Origin of the sequence: Mycobacterium gastri (assembly GCF_002102175.1) — a bacterium.
Lineage (GTDB): Bacteria > Actinomycetota > Actinomycetes > Mycobacteriales > Mycobacteriaceae > Mycobacterium > Mycobacterium gastri.
This window is the reverse complement of the sequence record NZ_LQOX01000129.1, coordinates 173,840-189,876: the sequence shown is the minus strand read 5'-3', so window position 1 is coordinate 189,876 and position 16,037 is coordinate 173,840. Positions and strand designations below refer to the sequence as shown.

At 65.0% G+C, this 16,037-nt stretch carries 12 protein-coding genes; 5 read left to right on the top strand and 7 right to left on the bottom strand.

What is annotated here, in order from left to right; translation table 11 throughout:
• Positions 1-5 precede the first annotated feature (5 nt).
• Positions 6-974, top strand: coding sequence for an NADPH:quinone oxidoreductase family protein (locus AWC07_RS20780; protein ID WP_036418544.1), 969 nt, complete (start codon positions 6-8; stop codon positions 972-974).
• Here the strand turns inward: AWC07_RS20780 and AWC07_RS20775 are convergent.
• The 6 genes from AWC07_RS20775 to AWC07_RS20750 all read right to left on the bottom strand — a co-directional run bounded on the left by AWC07_RS20775 (position 971) and on the right by AWC07_RS20750 (position 10,555).
• Positions 971-2,701, bottom strand: coding sequence for a PE family protein (locus AWC07_RS20775; protein WP_036418541.1), 1,731 nt, complete (start codon positions 2,699-2,701; stop codon positions 971-973). The genes AWC07_RS20780 and AWC07_RS20775 overlap by 4 nt on opposite strands.
• A gap of 289 nt (positions 2,702-2,990) precedes the next feature.
• Positions 2,991-4,763: a PE-PPE domain-containing protein gene (locus AWC07_RS20770; RefSeq protein WP_036418539.1), complete on the bottom strand. Its 1,773-nt coding sequence runs from the start codon at positions 4,761-4,763 to the stop codon at positions 2,991-2,993.
• 216 nt (positions 4,764-4,979) lie between these two features.
• Positions 4,980-6,662, bottom strand: a complete 1,683-nt coding sequence (locus tag AWC07_RS20765) for a PE family protein (RefSeq protein ID WP_036418536.1) — start codon at positions 6,660-6,662, stop codon at positions 4,980-4,982.
• Between the two features lie 100 nt (positions 6,663-6,762).
• Positions 6,763-8,403 carry a PE family protein gene (locus AWC07_RS20760; RefSeq protein WP_036418533.1) on the bottom strand — a complete coding sequence of 547 codons (1,641 nt, stop codon included), beginning with the start codon at positions 8,401-8,403 and terminating at the stop codon, positions 6,763-6,765.
• Positions 8,404-8,520: 117 nt separating this feature from the next.
• Positions 8,521-9,333: a tyrosine-protein phosphatase gene (locus AWC07_RS20755; protein WP_036418530.1), complete on the bottom strand. Its 813-nt coding sequence runs from the start codon at positions 9,331-9,333 to the stop codon at positions 8,521-8,523.
• Complete coding sequence (locus tag AWC07_RS20750; RefSeq protein ID WP_139829808.1) at positions 9,326-10,555, bottom strand: acyl-CoA dehydrogenase family protein; 1,230 nt, start codon at positions 10,553-10,555, stop codon at positions 9,326-9,328. Before AWC07_RS20750 ends, AWC07_RS20755 begins: the two co-directional genes overlap by 8 nt.
• A 138-nt stretch (positions 10,556-10,693) precedes the next feature.
• Here AWC07_RS20750 and AWC07_RS20745 point away from each other — a divergent pair, with 138 nt between their 5' ends.
• The 4 genes from AWC07_RS20745 (at position 10,694) to AWC07_RS20730 (ending at position 14,266) form a co-directional block, all read left to right on the top strand.
• Complete coding sequence (locus AWC07_RS20745) at positions 10,694-11,155, top strand: nuclear transport factor 2 family protein (protein ID WP_036418527.1); 462 nt, start codon at positions 10,694-10,696, stop codon at positions 11,153-11,155.
• Between the two features lie 236 nt (positions 11,156-11,391).
• Positions 11,392-12,501 carry a Re/Si-specific NAD(P)(+) transhydrogenase subunit alpha gene (locus AWC07_RS20740; RefSeq protein WP_036418525.1) on the top strand — a complete coding sequence of 370 codons (1,110 nt, stop codon included), beginning with the start codon at positions 11,392-11,394 and terminating at the stop codon, positions 12,499-12,501.
• 2 nt (positions 12,502-12,503) lie between these two features.
• Positions 12,504-12,842 carry an NAD(P) transhydrogenase subunit alpha part 2 gene (locus tag AWC07_RS20735; RefSeq protein ID WP_036418521.1) on the top strand — a complete coding sequence of 113 codons (339 nt, stop codon included), beginning with the start codon at positions 12,504-12,506 and terminating at the stop codon, positions 12,840-12,842.
• Positions 12,839-14,266 carry an NAD(P)(+) transhydrogenase (Re/Si-specific) subunit beta gene (locus AWC07_RS20730; RefSeq protein ID WP_036418519.1) on the top strand — a complete coding sequence of 476 codons (1,428 nt, stop codon included), beginning with the start codon at positions 12,839-12,841 and terminating at the stop codon, positions 14,264-14,266. The genes AWC07_RS20735 and AWC07_RS20730 overlap by 4 nt, the downstream gene beginning before the upstream one ends.
• Before the next feature lie 41 nt (positions 14,267-14,307).
• On the opposite strand, the gene AWC07_RS20725 is transcribed toward AWC07_RS20730, so the two are convergent.
• Positions 14,308-15,771 (bottom strand): PE family protein, encoded by a 1,464-nt coding sequence (locus AWC07_RS20725; protein WP_036418518.1) that lies wholly within the window; start codon positions 15,769-15,771, stop codon positions 14,308-14,310.
• Positions 15,772-16,037: the final 266 nt, after the last annotated feature.

Here is a 16,037-nt window from a genome sequence, read left to right as displayed (position 1 = left end):
CTTGCATGAAAGCCTGTGTCGTACAAGAGCTTTCCGGCCCGTCCGGCATAGTCTATACCGATATCGACGACATTCCCGATGACGGCGACAAGGTCGTCATCGACGTCCGCGCTGCCGGCGTGTGCTTTCCGGACCTGCTACTGAGCAAGGGCGAGTACCAACTGAAGTTGCCGCCGCCGTTCGTGCCTGGCCTGGAATCCGCCGGCGTCGTGCGCTATGCGCCGATCGGCTCCGGTTTTCATGTGGGGGAACGAGTCTCGGCCTTCGGGGTGCTCGGTTGCTACGCCGAACGGGTGGCTGTTCCGGTTTCCAACGTGGTGCGCAGCCCCGCCGAACTCGACGACGCCGAAGCCGTGTCGTTGTTGGTCAACTACAACACCATGTACTTCGCGCTGGCCCGCCGTGCCGCAATGCGGCCGGGCAACACGGTGCTGGTGCTCGGTGCCGCCGGCGGGGTGGGCACGGCTGCCGTCCAGCTCGCCAAGGCGATGGGCGCACGCCAGGTGATAGCCGTGGTGCACCGCGAGGGGGCGGTTGACTACGTCGGGGCGCTCGGTGCCGACGTGGTGCTGCGCTTGACGGATGGCTGGGTTGCGCAGGTGCACAAGCACACTCACGGCCGCGGCGTGGATATCGTCGTCGACCCGATCGGCGGCCCGAGCTTCGACGACGCCATCCGGGCGCTGGCCATCGACGGCAAGTTGTTGGTCATCGGCTTTGCCGCGGGCAGCATCCCGACGCTCACGGTCAACCGGTTGCTGCTGCGCAATGTCGGTGTGCTCGGCGTCGCGTGGGGCGAGTACCTCAACAAGGTCCCCGGTTCGGCGGGCTTGTTCTCCTGGGGTTTGAACTATCTGGTCGCGCTGGGGTTGAGACCGCCTCCGCCGCAACGCTATCCGTTGTCCGAAGCCCAGTCCGCGCTACAGAGCCTGGCCGACGGAGGTGTGCTCGGCAAGGTGGTGCTGGAGCCCTAAGCCGGCTCGATCTGACCGCCGAGCATCGAAACGACGGCATTGCCGATGACGATGAGCTCGAAACCGGCACCGAATGTCAGCAGTCCCGCGTTCGCCGCGATCGGACGGCCGATCGCATTGACCAGACCTGCCGGGTCGCCGTTGGCCGCTTGCGCGATCCCGTCCAGGAACAGGCTGAGGTCATAGGAGGGCAACGAGGTCAGGACCGCGTTGGCGATGTCCGCGGTCGCAAGCAGCGCCGAATAGCCCCCGGACATCGCGTTCGAGACGGCGTTGGTGGCAGCGGTGTTCGCCGCCTGCAGGCTGGTGATGACGCTGTCGATCGACACGGTCGCAGGTGTGGGGGGCTGGCCGAATAGGTCGGGCGGGGTCAACGGACTTGCCGTGCCGGACAGGGACAGGTCCGGCAGCGCCGGCACGCCCATGGCGGCGATGTCGCTTGCAAACGCGCCCACGCCCTGCTGGGTTCCGGTGACCAAGGCACCCACGACGGTGATGGGGCTAAGCGGAGGGACCAGTTCGAATGGGGTGGGCACGTTCGCCGGCCCGGTCGAATAGCCATAGGCCGGGTCGCCGTAACCGAGGTTGACCAACACCTTCAGGTCCGGCTCGATCAGGTCTGCCAGCGGGTTGCCGACGAACGGCAGCGCCCGCAGTGGCGTCAAGATCGGCAGATGCTGGCTGCGGATCATGTAGTACGTGGTCTGGGTGGGGCCTTGCGTCGGCAAGGTGATGGCGGGTGGAAGCGACGTCAGCTCCGGATAGGTGTCATGCAGAAAGACGACGCCGGCCAGGGCGTTGACGTCGGACAAGATGTTGATCGGGTACCGCGGGAAGTCGGCGTAGCCGTCGTATTCGATGGTGTAGACGCTGGTGGGGAAGGCGTTGTCCGGGGGTGCGCCGTAGGCGGTGATGCCCAGGCTCGGCAGGCTCAGTCCGGGGAAACGGGTGAGCAGGCCGCCGTTGGGATTAACCGGGTTCCCGAGCAGGGTGAAGGTTATCGGTAGCGAACTCGGGGCCCCGGTGGGGCTGAGTTTGCTCATCTCCAGTGAGGCGATGACCGCGCTCTGCGAGAGGCCGACGACGGCGACGGGATTGCCGGCGGCCAGTTCCCGCCGGATCGCGTCGTCCAGCATGGTCAGTCCTTGAGACACCGACGCGTCCAGGGTCAAGTCCTTGGGGCCAAACGCCGGATACAGCCCTTCGGGGGTGAACAGGGCCCGCGGGTTGAAGGTTACGGCGGGGAAATTGGGCGTGAGATAGGTGCCGACGACATTGCTCACGAAGCTCGCATCCGGTATCGGCACGCCGCTGCCACCCATCACCAAAGCGGTGGTGGGACTTGCCGCCGGCGCCGGCATCGCGGCGGTTGTGGCGCTATCAGCCAGCGGGCGGCCCAGCAGTGACTGGACCGGTGCCGTGAGTGCGTTGAGCGCAGCGGCGGCGTTGCCGGCTTCGGTGTCCAGATAGGCGCTTGCCGCGCCGGTCAACGCCTGGATGAAGCGGTCATGGAAGGCTGCCGCCTGACTCATGACCGCCTGGTACTCCCGGGCGTACGAGCCGAAAAGGTTAGCGGTGGCCGCTGACACCTCGTCGGCCGCGGCGGCTACCCAAACGGTGATCTGCCCCGCCGCGGCCGCGTTGGCCTCGCCGATCGCTGAACCGATTCGCGCCACATCGGCGGCCGCCGCCGTCATCATCTGCGGCTCGGTGGTGAAATACGTCATCGGTCCGTCCTCCGAACGACCAGGATTCCTGTCCAACCGATAGATCGGCGAACAGGTAATCCGGCGCCCGAAGCCGGTGCCCGTCAGCGTAAGGCGTTTCGGTAAGGGCCGCTTGAGATTTGACCAGAAAATCGGCCGCGCGGAACGGTCCCCATGCCCGCCGGACCATAGGGAGCGCGCCGCGGATGCTCGGCCCCGATGTCGCGGACGGTCAGTTCCCCCGGGTCGCCGGCCTCAGAACAGCTGCGCCGAAGTGGTTTTGGTTACCGTGGCGACGGCTAGAAAAAAACTAGGCCGCACCGGTGAGGTCGCCGATGACCGATTCGACTCCATTGAGCAAGACGATGGTTTGGAAGCCGCCCGCGAGGGTCAGCAGCGCTACATCGGCCGCGACCGGATAGCCGAATGCATTGACGATGCCGGCCGGGTCACCGTTGGCCAGCTCCCGGATCCCGTCCAGGAAGAGGTTGACGTCATACGACGGAACCTTGGTGGCCAGGGTGTTGATGATGTCTGCCGTCGGTAGCGCCATCGCGTAGGTGTCTGAGGCGGCGCTGCTGATGGCGTCGGTGAACCGGGCGTTGGCCGCTTTGAGGGCGTCGATGATGCCGTCAATCGGCGAGCCCGTGGCCGCCGGCAGGCTGGGCAGCGCCCACGATGTCGGCGAGCCGCCGGTCAGCGCGGCGGCCGGCAGCGAGAAGTCGGGCAGCGAGGTCGGCAGCATGGCGCCGATGTCGGCGACGAAGGCATTCACCCCCTGCTGGGCTCCGCCGACCATATCGCCGGCGAATGTCACCGGGTCGATCGACGGAAACAGCCCAAAGCGGGTGGGAACGTCGGCGTATCCGGTCGAATAGCCGAAGCGAGGATCGCCGTAGCCCAGGTTGACCAGATACGTCAGGTCCGGCTGGACCAGGTCGGCCAGGGGGTTGCCGATCACCGGAATTGCCCGCAGCGGTGTCAGCAGCGGAAGTTCCGGGGAGGTGATCATGTAGTAGTGCTCGAGACCGTTATTGGCAGGAGACACCGGCAACTCCACCATGTTGTAGCCCGGGGGAAGGTTGTTCGGATCCAGTAACGGGTAGTCGCCGTGTACGAACTGGATACCCAGGAATGCGTTGAGGTCCGACAGGAAGTTGAGCGGGTAACGCGGGAAGTCGGCGTATCCGTCGTATTGAAGTGTGTACTGGCTGAGCTGGTAACCCGAATTCGACGGCGTCGCCCCGTAGAACTCCAGACCCAGCGCCGGCATGGACAACCCGGGGAAGCGCGACAGCAGGCCGCCGTTGGGGGCCATCGGGTTGCCCAGCAGCGTGAAGCTGAGGTTGGCCGTGTTCGGGCTCCCCTGCAGAATGAGTTGGCGCATCTCCATCGAGGAGAGGATGGCGCTTTGCGAATAGCCCAACACCGCGACGTTGCCTCCGGCTGTGATCAGCCCCTGCGGCCCGAAGAGCGCGTTGTCGAGGATTTGCACACCCGTGGTCACCGACTGGGTGAGCGGCAAGTCCTTGATCTGGGTAAGCGGATACAAACCTTCAGGAGTGTTGAGGGGGAGCAACTGGTTTGGCGTGCCGGAAATGTAGGGCGCAACGGCCTGCATGTACGGCAGTGATGGAATCGGCGAGCCACTGCCGGTCATGATCAAGGCATCGAACGGAATCGGCAGGGCAGCCGGCGCCGCGGCCGGGCCCCCGACCGCCGCGGCCGTGACCGGGGCTCCGCCGAGTAACGACGCGATAGGCGAGGTCACCGCCCGAAGCGCGCCGGACACCATCGCCGCGTTGACCGCCTCCGCTTCTGTGTAGGCCGTCGCGGCGGCGGCCAGGGCCTGGGCGAATGTGTCATGGAACACCGCGGCCTGCTTGATGACCGCCTGGTATTCCTGCGCGTATGCGCCGAACAGCGTCGCGGCCGCCGCCGACACTTCGTCGGCTGCCGCCGCTACCAGACCCGTTGTCGGGGCTGCGGCGGCGGCATTGGCTTCGGCGATCGCCGAGCGAATTCCTTCGATGTTCGCGGCGGCGGTGGCCATCAGCTGCGGTTGGGTGATCACGTTGGTCATCGGTCTAATTTCCTTCAAACCCGGGGTGTTTCGTTTTAGCGCCGCCGATGCGTCGAAAACCGATGGCCCGGGGCGGAACCCGGCCATCGGGAGGTCCGGCATCTGTCAGCCTAGATCGGTCCGTCGGATCGCATTGCGCGTTTGGCCATCTCAGCCGATCTCGGTGTCGGGCGGGGTGCTCGACGGCCGACCCGGGCTGTTCGACGCCGCGCCGCGTTAGAAGTCGGTGACCACGATGCCCAGCAGGACCAAGCCCTCAAGCCCGCCGGCGAGCGCAAGCAATCCCACGTCGGCTGCGATCGGATAGCCAATGGCATTGATCAGGCCGATCGGGTCGCCGTTGACCGCTTGTTCGATGCCGTCCAGGAAGAGGTTGACGTCATAAGACGGCACTTCGGTCAGACCGGCATTGAGGATGTCTGCCGTCGGAAGCAGCGACTCGTAAGCGCTGGACAGCCCCCCGGAAACGGTGTTGGTGAGATATGTGTTCGCCGCCTGCAGGTCGGTGATCAACCCGTCGATCGACGTCGGCGGAACCGGTGTACCGGGCAGCGGCAACGCGATCGACGTCAGCAGATCCACCAGGCGCGAGGGCCCCAGGCTGGGCACGGTGGGCGGTCCTTGCGGTCCTTGGCCGAAGACATCGTTGACCGCGGCGTTGAAGCCCTGTTGTGTTCCGGTGACCAATTCTTCGGCGACGACGGCCGGGTCGACCTCAGGGAACAGCCCGAACGGCGTGGCCACATTCGCCGGCGCGGTCGAATAGCCGTAGTGGGGGTCGCCGTAGCCCAAATTGACGATAATCGCCAGATCCGGCTGGAGCAGATCCGCCAGTGGGTTACCGATAATCGGAATAAAGCGCAGCGGGTCCAGTAGTGGCAAATTGTGAGTGCGGATGAGATAGTACGAGGTGTTTCCGTTGTACGTCGGTTCCGTCGGTAACTTGATCAGATCCCCCGGGGGCAGCGTCTGCGGATTGATATTCGGGGTATCGGTGTGGACGAAGGCGATGCCCGCGACAGCATTCAGGTCAGACACGATATTGAGCGGATAGCGCGGAAAGTCGGCGAAGCCGTCATATTCGTGGGTGTAAATCGAGGTCGGGTAGATGGTGTCGGCGGGCGTCGCACCGAAGAACTCCACACCCAGGCTCGGCAGGCTGAGGCCGGCAAAGCGCGACAGCAGGCCGCCGTTGGGATTCATCGGGTTGGCCAGCAGGACGAAGCCGAGCTTGTCCGCGGGTGGAGCGGTGCCCGGCGGCATGGCCGCCAGATTCCGCATCTCCAACGAGGCGATGATCGCGCTCTGCGAGTAGCCCCCGACGACGACGCTGTTTCCCAGGTTGTTGACCTCGTTGAGGATCGCGTTGTGCAGGATCTCGACGCCCTGGCTCACCGAAGTGCTCAGCGGCAAGCTCTTTTCGCCGGTGAGCGGATACAACTGCTCCGGGGTGAACAGCGCCAGCGCATTGCTGGTCCCGAATTGCGGACTGATGTAGTTGAGCAGGCCGTTCACGTAATCGGTTCCGGGCGTTGGGTTTCCGCTGCCGCCCATGACGAGGGAAACGGTTGGCCCGGTCAGTGGCGACATCGTGATGGACGCCGAGACCGCTGCGGCGTTGGTGGCTTCACTCTGCGCGTACGCCAAACCCGCCGCCGCCAGCGTTCGAGCGAACTCGGCCCTAAACGCCTCCAGGAGCGTGACGATGGCCTGGTACTCCCGGCCGTATGCGCCGAACAGATTCGCGATTGCCGCCGACACCTCGTCGGCCGCCGCCGCCACCATGCTTGACGTCGGACCGGCTGCCGCAGCACTGGCGGAGCTCAGCGTTGCGCCAATGCGTTCGAGATCCGCCGCGGCCGTTGCCATGAGCTGAGAATCAGCCAGCACGTACCCCATCGGCGCATCCTCCTTACCGACCGACCTCAGGCGCTCAAGACAAACCTGTCCGCCCCTTCGGTGCCTGGTAGCCCATTCATCGCGTCCAGCCGAAATCCAGCTAGAATTGCAGGCTCTGTAGTTGCTGAATAATTGCCGCCACCGTTCTCACGATTGCGATGAATTCGATCATGCTGCCCAGCGCGGCCAACCCGGCGGTGGCGGCCAGCGGCAATTCGATCGCGGCAATGAAGTTTCCCTGTAACAGCTGGTTCAGGAACAGGCTGAGGTCGTAGGCCGGAAGAATCGTGGCAAAAGCCACGCCGAGATCCGCCGTGGGAAGCAGAAGTGAGTAGCTGTCCGAGACAACGGCCGCCAAAGTGCTGACGATATTGACTGGTGTCGCCGGCACCGGTGGTTGAGCCGGCGGCAGGACTTGCTGTATGTACGGCGGGAATCCGATCACTGGCAATTCAGGAGGGTTGAGCGCAGCCGGCAGCGCTGCCGCGAAGTCGTGGATACCTTGCTGGGTTCCGGCAACTAGGGCATCGGCGACGACACCCGGCGGGATGCCCGGGAAGAGTCCGAATGGGGTGGGCACATTCGCGTAGCTGGTCGAGTAGCCGAATCTCGGGTCGCCGTAGCCGAGATTGACGATCACTTCCAGATTCGGTTGGACGAGCGCGGCCAGGGGGGGTCCGATGACAGGGATTGCTCGTACCGGCGCTAGCAGGGGCAGGTCCGCGGTTTCGATGATGTAGTACTGATTCGACGTCACGCCCTGGACCGGCAGGAGTATGGCGTCCGCAACCTGTTGCGGGGTGAGATACTGATACTGGGTGTGCACGGTGAGTATCCCGAATACGGCGTTGATGTCGGACAGGACGTTGAGCGGATACCGCGGGAAGTCGGCGAAACCGTCGTATTCGAGCGTGTAGGTAGTCGTTGGGTAAGGGTTGTCCGGTGTCGCCCCGTAGAACGGCAGCCCTAGGGTCGAAATGTTCAGACCGGGTATCCGTGAGAGAATGCCGCCGTTGGGATTCATCTCGTTGCCTATCAATATGAAACTGAGTTGGCTCGGGTCTGGAGCATTTGTGCCCAGGGAGATGAGGTGCTGCATTTCCAGGGACGAGATGACGGCGCTCTGGGAATAGCCAAAAACCGTGACGCGGTTACCCGCGTTGATCTGCTCCCAAATCGCGGTGTCGAGAATCGACAGCCCTATTTGTACCGAGTTTTGGAAGGGCAGGGATTTGACGCCGGTGATGGGATAGAGCTCCTCAGTTGTGTTCAACGGGTTCACGACGACGCCGGGCGGAAGGAATAGATTGGTGATGGCGGCGACGTACTGGCTCGAGGGTATCGGCGATCCGGTGCCGCTCATGACGATTGCGGTGTCCTGGCCGAAAACCGGCGGTACTACGGGGGGAGAGGTCGGCGTAAAGAGCCCGGCGGTCGCGCCATTCACCAGGGTGGCGGCGCTGATGGCCTCGTCGCCGAAGTAGGCGTTCGCCGCCGCCACCAATTTTTGGGTGAATTGGTTGTAGAGCGCCCCGAGTTGCGCGTTGATCGCTTGGTATTCCTGCCCGAACGCGCCAAACAGCTGCGCGATGACGGTGGACACTTCATCTGCGGCGGCCGCGGCGATCGCGGTCGTCGGAACTGCCACCGTCGCAGCGGCCTCGTTGATCGCCGTGCCGATCCCGGCGAACTCGGTGGCCGCCGCGGCCATGGCCGGCGGCTGCGTGAGAACATACGACAAGACGCCATCCTCCTGAAGAGGGGGGGTGCACCAATGACCCGCCATGTCGGGTACCCGTTGAGCGTAAGGCGATTCCGCGAACGTGTCTGGCCTTTGGCTGACCTCAAAGATAGGTGTTCAGCCCAGTAACACGTTGCGCAGTCGGTCGACGTCGGCCGCCGTGATACCCGCGTCGCGCAGGTAGGCATCCACCGATCCCCAGGTCTCATCGATGGTCTGCCATGACGCCGCCAGGTACTCCGGCCGGACGCCGAGCACGCCGTCGGACAGCCGGGCTTCGGTGAACGTCACCACCTCCGGGGTCAGTTCGGTGTCGGAGCGCTGTCGGATCATTTCCGAGATTTGTTCCCGCAACCGCGGCACCGCGTCATTGCTGCGCAGGAAGTCGGTCAGAATGGCCTCGCGGTCGACACCAACGGCTTCCAGCACGGTGGCAACCACGAAGCCCGTGCGGTCTTTGCCCGCAAAGCAATGGGTGAGCACCGCCCGCCCGCCGGTCAGCAAGGTGACGACGCGGTGCAGCGCGCGTTGGGCACCGGTGCGCGCGGGGAATTGGCGATATTCGTCGGTCATATAGCGGACGGCGGCCTGGTCGATTGATTCGCCGTCCGGACTGTCGGTCATGAGCTGCCGAAACGCGTGTTCGTGCGGCGCATCGGCGTCGGTCCCGGCGTCGTCGTCGGCCAGGTCGGGGAACGGCAGCAGGTGGATGTCGACGCCGGCAGGCACTCGTCCAGGACCGCGCCGGACGACCTCCCGTGATGAGCGCAGGTCGGCGACATCGGTGATGGCCAGCCGGCGCAGCGCTTCCCGGCCGGCGTCGTCGAGGCGACTGAGCTCGCTGGAGCGAAACAGCCGCCCCGGTCTCAGCGCGGTGCTGTCGGCGACGTCACGAAAGTTCCATGCGCCCGGCAGTTCCCGGTCAGCCATGTCGGGTGACCGCGGCGGCGAACGCGGATTTCTGCCGCCCCAGCTCGGCGTGCGCAATGGACCGCAGGTGCACCTCGTCGGGTCCGTCGAAGATCCGCATCGCACGATGCCAGCTGTAGAGCCGGGCCAGCGGGGTGTCGTCGCTGACCCCGGCGGCGCCATGCACCTGGATCGCCCGGTCGATGACGTCACATGCGACTTGCGGTGCCACGGCTTTGATCATCGCGACCAGGTGGCGAGCCTCCTTGTTGCCGTGCTGGTCGATGGTCCACGCCGCCTTCTCGCACAGCAGCCTCGCCTGGTCGATTTCGTTGCGGGACTTGGCAATTGCCTGCTGGACCACACCCTGCTCGGCAAGCGGGCGGCCGAACGCGACCCGGTTGCGCGCCCGGTCCACCATCAGCGCCAGCGCGCGTTCGGCTCCGCCCAGTGCGCGCATGCAGTGGTGGATGCGTCCCGGTCCCAGCCGGGCCTGGGCGATCGCGAAGCCGGAGCCCTCTTCACCGAGCAGGTTGGTGGCCGGCACCCGAACGTTGTCGTAGCTCACCTCGCAGTGGCCGTGCTGGTCCTGCCAGCCGAAAACGGGTGTGGAACGCACGATTGTCACCCCGGCGGTGTCCATCGGCACCAGGATCATCGACTGCTGTTGGTGCGCGGCCGCGTCGGGGTTGGTGCGCCCCATCACGATCAGGATCTTGCAGCGCGGGTCGGAAGCGCCCGACGTCCACCATTTGCGGCCGTTGATGACGTAGTTATTGCCGTCGTCGCCGTCTCGCGAGATTGTGGTTTCGATGTTGCGGGCGTCGCTGCTGGCGACCGCGGGCTCGGTCATGGAGAAGGCGCTGCGGATCTCGCCGTCGAGCAATGGTTGCAGCCACTGCCGGCGCTGCTCGTCGGTGCCGAACATGTGCAGGATTTCCATGTTGCCGGTGTCGGGCGCCGCGCAGTTCAATGCCTCAGGCGCAATCTCCAGGCTCCACCCGGTCAGCTCGGCCAGCGGCGCGTACTCCAAGTTGGTCAAGCCCGACTCCGCCGGCAGGAACAGGTTCCACAGGCCGCGCTCTTTGGCCTTGATCTTGAGTTCCTCGATGATCGGCGGGACGGTGTGGTCATCAGGGCCGGCTTCCTGGCGGTATCGCTCGTAGTCGGACTCGGCCGGGAAGACGTACTCCGTCATGAAGTCGGACAACCGCTGGTGGTAGTCGATGGCCTTGGCCGACATCGCGAAGTCCATGACCGTCACGATAGGACACGCACTGGGGCACCAAATTTCAGGGCATCAGACCGTCGAGCCTGTAATTCTGCCGGGAAAGTACGAGTAGGCGTCTGCAGATTTACAGGCTCGGCGCACGATGGGGCCATGACCGAATCGCGTCCCCCGTTCCCGCCGTTCACCCTCGAAACGGCACTGCACAAGGTTCAGGCCGCCGAGGACGCCTGGAACACGCGCGACCCCGAGCGCGTCAGCCTCGCGTACACGCCCGACTCCCGCTGGCGCAATCGCGGCGAACACATCGTGGGCCGCGACGCGATCGTGGCGTTTTTGAGCCGCAAGTGGCAGCGCGAACTCGACTATTCGTTGCGCAAGAGCCTGTGGGACTTCCACGACAACCGCATCGCGGTGCGGTTCCAGTACGAGTGCCGCGACCACACCGGCCAGTGGTATCGCAGCTACGGCAACGAGCTGTGGGAATTCACCCCGGCGGGGCTGATGGCGCGCCGCGAGGCCAGCATCAACGACGTGCCGATCGCCGAATCCGAGCGGCGCTGGTTCGGTCCGCGACCGGCCTCCGACCACGGGCAGGACATCCCGCTGTGGTGAGCCCCGTCGCTGCGGGACACAACTCCGCTTTGTGGCTCCACAACAACGTGAGAGCTACCGGTTTGGCGCCTAGCGGGCAACCATCAACCAGTGTGCCGAGGGTTGCCGGCACCGCCACCCGAACGGTCACAAATCGGTGGTGAACCCGGCACGCGTTATGGTAGCCAGGCGCGCGCGGCCGAGCTAGCGGCATATCCATCGCGCAGGAAAGTACGAGGAAAGTAGATGTACGCGCCATGACAGATGCGCAGACCCACACCATCAGGGTAGGGGTGGTGGCCGAGTCACGGCCCGACGAGCGGCGCGTTGCGCTGGTACCCAAAGCGGTCGCCGCACTGGTGAACAGTGGTGTCGCCGTCGTGGTCGAGGCCGGTGCCGGTCAGCGGGCGCTGCTACCCGACGAGCTCTACACCGACGCGGGAGCCACCATTGGAGATGCCTGGGCTGCCGACGTCGTCGTCAAGGTCGCGCCGCCAACGGTCGAGGAGGTGGGCCGGCTGCGCAGCGGGCAAACCCTGATCGGCTTCCTCGCCCCCCGCAACGCCGACAACTCGATCGCTGCGCTCCAGCAAGCCGGCGTGCAGGCCTTCGCTCTCGAGGCCATTCCGCGCATCTCGCGGGCCCAGGTCATGGATGCGCTGTCGTCGCAGGCCAACGTCGCCGGCTACAAGGCGGTGCTGCTTGCGGCATCGGAGTCCACCCGGTTCTTCCCGATGCTGACCACCGCGGCGGGAACGGTGAAGCCGGCCACGGTGCTGGTGCTGGGTGTCGGCGTGGCGGGCTTGCAGGCCCTGGCGACCGCCAAGCGGTTGGGGGCACGCACCACCGGCTACGACGTGCGTCCCGAAGTCGCCGACCAGGTGCGATCGGTGGGTGGGCAGTGGCTCGAGGTCGGAGTCACGGCGTCGGGCGAGGGCGGATACGCCCGCGAGCTGACCGACGAGGAACGCGCCCAGCAGCAAAAGGCTCTGGAAGAGGCGATCAGCGGCTTCGACGTGGTCATCACCACGGCGTTGGTCCCGGGCCGGCCCGCGCCGCGGCTGGTGACCGCTGCCGCCGTCGAAGCCATGAAGCCCGGCAGTGTGGTCGTGGACCTGGCCGGCGAGACGGGCGGCAACTGCGAGCTGACCGAGCCCGGCCAGACGGTGGTCAAGCATGGCGTGACGATCGCCTCGCCGCTGAATCTGCCGGCGACCATGCCCGAGCATGCCAGTGAGCTTTACAGCAAGAACATCACGGCCCTGCTGGACCTGCTGGTCAAAGACGGCAAGCTGGCCCCCGACTTCGACGACGAGGTCATCGCGGAATCGTGTGTGACCCGCACCCAGGACGGAAAGGCCTCCTAGAGATGTACGACCAGCTGTTGGAGAACCTGGCGATCCTGGTGTTGTCCGGGTTCGTCGGGTTCGCGGTGATTTCCAAAGTGCCCAATACATTGCACACCCCGCTGATGTCGGGAACCAACGCGATCCACGGCATCGTGGTGCTCGGTGCGCTGGTGGTGTTCGGGGAGGTCGAGCACCCGTCGCTGGCCGTGCAGATCATCCTGTTCGTCGCGGTGGTGTTCGGCACGCTGAACGTCATCGGCGGCTTCATCGTCACCGACCGGATGCTCGGCATGTTCAAGGGCAAGAAGGCACAGGCCGCAAAGAAAGCCGCTAAGAAAGAGGAGCCGGCAGCCAAATGAACTACTTGGTGATCGGCCTCTACATCTTCTCGTTCTCGCTCTTCATCTACGGCCTGATGGGCCTGACCGGGCCCAAGACCGCGGTGCGCGGCAACTTGATCGCCGCGGTCGGCATGACCATCGCGGTGGCGGCCACCCTGGTGATGATCCGGCACACCAGTCAATGGCCGCTGATCATCGCCGGCCTGGTCGTGGGGGTCGTGCTCGGGGTGCCGCCGGCGCGGCTGACCAAGATGACCGCCATGCCACAGCTGGTGGCGTTCTTCAACGGCGTCGGTGGTGGGACGGTGGCGCTCATCGCGCTCGCCGAATTCATTGAAACCAGCGGCTTCTCGGCATTCCAGCACGGCGAGTCGCCGACCGTGCACATCGTGGTGGCCTCGTTGTTCGCCGCCATCATCGGATCGATTTCGTTCTGGGGATCGATCATCGCGTTCGGCAAGCTGCAGGAGATCATCTCCGGCCGGCCGATCGGCCTCGGCAAGGCGCAGCAGCCGGTCAACCTGCTGCTGCTGGCCGGGGCCATCGCGGCCGCGGTGGTGATCGGGCTCGGCGCACATCCCGGCAGCGGCGGGGTGTCGCTGTGGTGGATGATCGGTCTGCTGGCCGCCGCCGGCGTGCTGGGCTTGATGGTGGTGCTACCCATCGGCGGTGCCGACATGCCGGTGGTGATCTCGATGCTCAACGCCATGACCGGGTTGTCCGCGGCGGCCGCTGGCCTGGCGCTGAACAATACCGCGATGATCGTGGCGGGCATGATCGTCGGCGCCTCCGGCTCTATCCTGACCAACCTGATGGCCAAGGCGATGAACCGCTCCATCCCGGCGATCGTCGCGGGCGGTTTCGGCGGGGTGGTCGTCAGCGGCGGCCCCGATGGTCAAGGCGGCGACAAGCATGTCAAGGCCACGTCGGCGGCCGACGCCGCCATTCAGATGGCGTACGCCAACCAGGTCATCGTGGTGCCCGGTTACGGGCTGGCCGTGGCCCAGGCGCAGCATGCCGTCAAGGACATGGCGTCGTTACTGGAGGACAAGGGTGTGCCGGTCAAGTACGCGATCCACCCGGTGGCCGGCCGCATGCCCGGGCATATGAATGTGCTGCTGGCCGAGGCCGAGGTCGACTACGACGCGATGAAAGACATGGACGACATCAACGATGAGTTCGCCCGCACCGACGTCGCTATCGTCATCGGCGCCAACGACGTCACCAATCCGGCGGCGCGCAACGAAACGTCCAGTCCGATCTATGGCATGCCGATTCTCAACGTCGACAAGGCCAGGTCGGTCATCGTGCTCAAGCGGTCGATGAACTCCGGATTCGCCGGCATCGACAATCCGCTGTTCTATGCCGACGGCACCACGATGCTGTTCGGGGACGCGAAGAAGTCGGTGAGTGAGGTCACCGAAGAACTCAAGGCGCTATAGGCCGGCTATAGCCGTTAGGTGGAACCCGGCGCGAGGCTGTCTCAGATGACAGGCGGAATCAATCGCGCTACCGACCCAATGGCGCCACTCAGCAACGACAGCTCTGTCACACTCGACTGGCCGAAGTTGAACACCAGGCCGGGATTCGCCGACGGAACATAGGGGTAGGTATCAGGCAGCGAGGACGGCGGTAACAGCCCGATATCTACCAGGGCGGCTTGAGGGCCTTGCACCGCCCCTGTCGCCAGGTCGGAGATCACTGCGATCGGGTTGGGAATTCCGAACAGACTGGCGGGGGTGGGCACATCCGCGTAGCCGTAGCCGTAGCCCAAATCGACCAACACCCGTAGGTCCGGCTGGATCAGGTCGGCGAGCGGGGGCCCGACAAAAGGCAAGGCGCGAAGGGGTTCCAGCAACGGGAGGTCCTGGGTCAAAAACATGTAGTAATGGGTGTTGCCGGTGTAACCCGGGGATGTCGGCAATGGCACGGCATTCGCAACGTCGGCGGCCGTGATGGGATACGCGTTGTGGACGAATCTGATGCCCATAAAGGCGTTGATGTCGGACAAGATATTGAGCGGGTATTGCGGGTTGTGGGCATAGCCGTCGTATTGGCCGGTGTAAATGTAAGTCTGGTAGGGGGAATTCGATGGCGTTGCACCGTCGAACGACACATCCATGAATGGGATGTAAAGGCCGGTGTAACGCTCGAGGATACCGCCGTTGGGGTTATTGATATTACCGATCATCATGAAAGCCAGTCGGCTGGGGTCTGGCTGTTGGCCGACTGGTAGCGCCATAAGCGCACGTATCTCATTAGTGGCTACCGCGGCGCTTTGCGAGTAACCAAAAACGACAACGTCATGCCCATTTTGTAGTTCCGCGTTGATTCCATTGTTCAGCGCAGTGACGCCCTGGGCGATGGACTGGTCGAGTGACAGGCGCCCGATAAACGGCCACCACTGCTCGGGCGTGTACTGGGCGACCGGGTTGTTGGGCCCGAAGATCGGCTGGATGTACGCGCTGTCAAGGGCCGCCAAGACAGGCGCAGGAAAGGTCGGATACCCGGTGCCGCCCATGATCAACGCCGTGACCGGGTTGCCGGACAGCATCACAGTCGACGTCGAAGTACCCACGGCGCCGCCAGGTCCGGCGTTGCCCAGTCCCAGCAGCGCTTGGGCCGGCGCGCCGAGCGCGTCAAGTGCGCCCGACATGGCCGCGGCGTTGGCGGCCTCGGCCTGCGCGTAGGTGGTCCCAGCGGCGGCCAGCGCCCGGGTGAATTCGTTGTGGAAGGTCGTGGCCTGGTTCAGGACTGCCTGATAATCGTGGGCGTATGCGCGAAACAGCGCCGCAGCGGCGGCCGACACCTCGTCGGCAGCCGCCGCCAGCACCCGGCCCGTTGGGCCCGCAGCGGCGGCACCGGCCGCGCTGATCGCCGAACCGATCCCATCCACGTCGGCGGCCGCCGAAGCCAGCAGCTCCGGGACCGCGATCACACTCGGCAACTCGTCTCCTGTCCGACACTGAGGCGATTACCCGTCAAGCGGGACCGACCCTGCCAAGCACGGCCAGCCCAACAGCGGGTGCCCAGAGAGCCTAAAAGAGTTCTGCCGGGCACGTCCGGCGTTTTGGCCAATCCAGCTCCCGCTGGGCCCAAATGTCGCGACCGCGGCCGGTTGGGATCACCAATCGTTACAAACGGCAGGTCGCCAACATAGGGCTAGCCAGCCGCGATGGAACCCGGGTGGAGCTTGTCGGTTGCGTTGTGGCG